This window comes from Inquilinus sp. (genome assembly GCF_039594555.1).
Classification (GTDB): Bacteria; Pseudomonadota; Alphaproteobacteria; order DSM-16000; family Inquilinaceae; genus Inquilinus.
Window position 1 is genome coordinate 1 of the sequence record NZ_JBCNNF010000575.1, and the last position, 3426, is coordinate 3426.

The following is a 3426-nucleotide window of genomic DNA, read 5'->3' on the forward strand; positions in this document are numbered from 1 at the left end:
CCGCATCATCATCTTCGACCAGCGCGGCGCCGGCCGGTCGCGGCCGCTGGGCGAGACCCGGCAGAACACCACCGAGCACCTGGTCGGGGACATGGAGCAGCTGCGACGGATGCTGGGCATCGAGCGCTGGCACGTCTTCGGCGGCTCCTGGGGCTCGACCCTCGCTCTGGCCTATGCCCAGGCGCATCCGCAGCGCTGCCGGTCGCTGACCCTGCGCGGCATCTTCCTGATGCGGCCGCAGGAGATCGACTGGTTCTTCCACGGCATGGGCACCTTCTTCCCGGAGGCGCATCGCAGTTTCGTCGAGTTCCTGCCGCCGGCCGAGCGCCGCGACCTGACCCGCGCCTATCACCGCCGCCTGACCGACCCCGACCCGGCGGTGCACCTGCCGGCCGCCCGGGCCTGGAGCATCTATGAGGGCTCCTGCTCCACCCTGCTGCCGAACCCGGAGATCGTGGCCTCGGCCGGCGAGGACGCGCATGCGCTGGGCCTGGCCCGGATCGAGGCGCATTACTTTCTGAACAACCTGTTCGCCCCGCCGGACCGGCTGCTGCAGCAGGTCGATCGCATCCGCCACATCCCGGCGACGATCGTGCAGGGCCGCTACGACACGGTCTGCCCGATCACCACGGCCGACGAGCTGCACCGCGCCTGGCCGGAGGCGGCCTATGTCGTGGTGCCGGATGCCGGCCATTCGGCGATGGAGCCCGGCATCCGCACCGCTTTGGTCGAGACGATGGAACGGCTGAAGGCGGCGGGTTAATCCGCCAGCCCGCCGCCGCGGGCGTGGCGGACCAGGCGCACCAGCTCCTTCCGTGCCGCCTCGGCGTCGGCCACCGGCGCGGCGAAGGCCAGCCGGGCGACGGCGCCGCCGAGGCGGAGGTCGGCGCCGTCGGCGTCGATCCCGGTCATCCGCCAGCCGCTGCCGCTTCGCCCCAGCAGCGCCTGGGCATAGAGGTCGATGGCGTCGGCGTGGTCGTCGTTCATATGGCCGATGATGCGGTCTTCGGCCGCCGTCAGCGCCACCGGCGGGTCGATCAGCAGGTCGCCGGCGTCGAAGCGGTGGATGGCGCCGAAGCCGGCGACCATGTGGCCGCGCTCGACCCGCACCCGCCATAGGCTGAAATCCGGGAAGCCGGCATAGCCGGCGGCGTCCGGGTGGCGGGCCAGGTAGCGGGCGCGCAGCCCAGGATCGTCCGCCGGCTCGGCCCGGCCGGAGACGGTCAGGCGCGGCCCGGTCAGCGGCTGATCGAAGCCGGCCGTGCCGTCGAACAGCAGCGACGCCCGGGAGTCGCGTTCGAGATTGCCGGTGTGCTCCGCCAGCCGCGAGATCAGCAGCAGCGGCTGGCCGGCGGGGTCGGTCGCGGCCAGCACCAGCGAGGCGTAGGGCCCGCCCTCAGCGTCGAGCGTCGCCAGCGCGGCGCGGTCCAGGCTGCGCAGCAGGAGCCGTGCCTGCGCGGCCGGGGCGGGGTCCGATCGGGTCATGGCGCCGCTACCTCGCTGGTTTTCTTGGAGATTACCTCGTCCGAGTGACATTTTGGCCGCGAATACGCCATATTGGGCGTTCAGCGTCCCCGGCAATGCGAATGTGCCCGCCGGGGGCGGGTGGTGAGAGTGGAGGGGGCCATGGCCCAGACCATCGCGCTGGTCGATGACGATCGTAACATCCTGACATCGGTCGCGATGTCCCTGGAGTCGGAAGGCTACGAGGTCCGCACCTTCTCCGACGGCGACGAGGCGCTGCGCGGGCTGGCCCAGAAGCCGGTCGACCTGGCCGTTCTCGACATCAAGATGCCGCGCATGGACGGGATGGAGCTGCTGGGCCGGCTGCGCAAGACCACCAACATGCCGGTGATCTTCCTGACCTCGAAGGATGACGAGGTCGACGAGCTGCTCGGTCTGCGCATGGGCGCCGACGACTACATCAAGAAGCCGTTCTCCCAGCGCCTGCTGATCGAGCGGATCCGGGCCCTGCTGCGGCGCGAGCAGCTGGCGACCGACACCACCCCGGCCGACCCCGCGGCCGTGGTCACCCGCGGCGACCTGACGCTGGACGGCAACCGTCATGCCTGCCTGTGGCGCGGCGAGACCATCGACCTGACGGTCACCGAATTCCTGCTGGTCAAGGCGCTGGCCATCCGCCCCGGCCACGTCAAGAGCCGGGACCAGCTGATGGACGCGGCCTATGGCGAGCACATCTATGTCGATGACCGCACCATCGACAGCCACATCAAGCGCATCCGCAAGAAGTTCAAGGCGATCGACACCGAGTTCGGCCATATCGAGACGCTGTACGGCGTCGGCTACCGCTATAAGGAGGCCTGAGCGCGCCCTGTTGCTGAGTGCTGGCCGCCCCTTCCCGGCCGCGGTGCGGAGCTGACCGCCGCATGACGCCATGACGGCCCCGTTACGAGCCTCCCGCGGCCCCGCGCCGCGCCTCGGCGAGCCGGCCGAGGCCAGCCCCGACATGACCGGCGCCGCCGTCGAGGCCGCCGCGCCGGAGACGGCTGCCGACCCGATCACCGCGACCCCGGTCGGCGGCCGCGCCGTCGACGCGCCGGTCACGCGCCTGCGCCGGCGCTTCTTCTCCAAGCTCACCGCCCGGGTCCTGGCCGTCAACATGATGGCCCTGATGATGCTGGTCGGCGGCATGCTGTACCTGTCGTCCTACCAGGAGCGGCTGATCGAGAACGAGCTGTCCTCGCTCGACGCCGAGGCCACGATCCTGGCCGCCAACCTGGCCGAGGCGGCAGTGGTCGGCGGCGTCGACACGGCGCAGTCGCTGGACCCGGACAATGCCCGCCAGATCGTGCGCCGGGTGTACCAGACCAACGACACCCGCGCCCGGCTGTTCGGCGCCGACGGCAAGCTGCTGGCCGACAGCCGGATGCTGGGCCAGCCCGGCGGCATCATCGAGGTGCGGCCGCTGCTGCCGCCGCAGTCCAAGGGCTGGCTGCGCAGCGCCTGGGACGCGATCTACGACTGGTCGAGCGAATTCGCCGGCCCGCGCAAGCGCTGGCCCGGCTATGTCGAGCGGCAGGACCAGCAGGGCAACGACTATGCCAGCGTGCGCGCGGCGCTGAGCGGCGGCGTCGGCCGCCAGATCTGGACCCGCGAGGACGGCAAGCTGATGCTGGGCGTGGCTGTGCCGGTGCAGCGCGTGCGGCTGGTGCTAGGCGCCGTGCTGATGACCCGCGAGGGCGTCAACATCGAGGGCAACCTGCAGACGGTGCGCGAGGAGATCCTGAAGGTCTTCGCCATCGCGCTGGGCGTCACCATCATCCTGTCCCTCTATCTCGCCGGCACCATCACCCGGCCGATCCGCCGGCTGGCGCGGGCGGCGGAGCGGGTGCAGCAGGGCCGCGGCCGCAAGATCGAGATTCCGGCTTCCATGATGAGGATCTTGCGTTCTGTCAGCGGTTTCTC

General features: G+C 71.0%; 4 protein-coding genes. 3 read left to right on the forward strand and 1 reads right to left on the reverse strand.

Features of this window, described 5'->3' with window-relative positions; all coding sequences use genetic code 11:
- On the forward strand, window positions 1-763 hold a 763-nt coding region (gene pip / locus ABDW35_RS34280), incomplete at its 5' end, for a prolyl aminopeptidase (RefSeq protein ID WP_343718326.1).
- Here pip and ABDW35_RS34285 read toward each other — a convergent pair.
- Window positions 760-1485, reverse strand: a complete 726-nt coding sequence (locus ABDW35_RS34285) for a DUF2470 domain-containing protein (protein ID WP_343718327.1) — start codon at window positions 1483-1485, stop codon at window positions 760-762. The two genes, pip and ABDW35_RS34285, sit on opposite strands and share 4 nt — an antisense overlap.
- Before the next feature lie 141 nt (window positions 1486-1626).
- On the opposite strand from ABDW35_RS34285, the gene ABDW35_RS34290 reads away from it, so the two are divergent.
- Both ABDW35_RS34290 and ABDW35_RS34295 read left to right on the forward strand, forming a co-directional pair.
- Window positions 1627-2325: a response regulator transcription factor gene (locus ABDW35_RS34290; protein ID WP_088151853.1), complete on the forward strand. Its 699-nt coding sequence runs from the start codon at window positions 1627-1629 to the stop codon at window positions 2323-2325.
- Between the two features lie 70 nt (window positions 2326-2395).
- Window positions 2396-3426: stimulus-sensing domain-containing protein (locus tag ABDW35_RS34295; RefSeq protein ID WP_343718328.1), on the forward strand; the 1031-nt coding region annotated here is incomplete at its 3' end.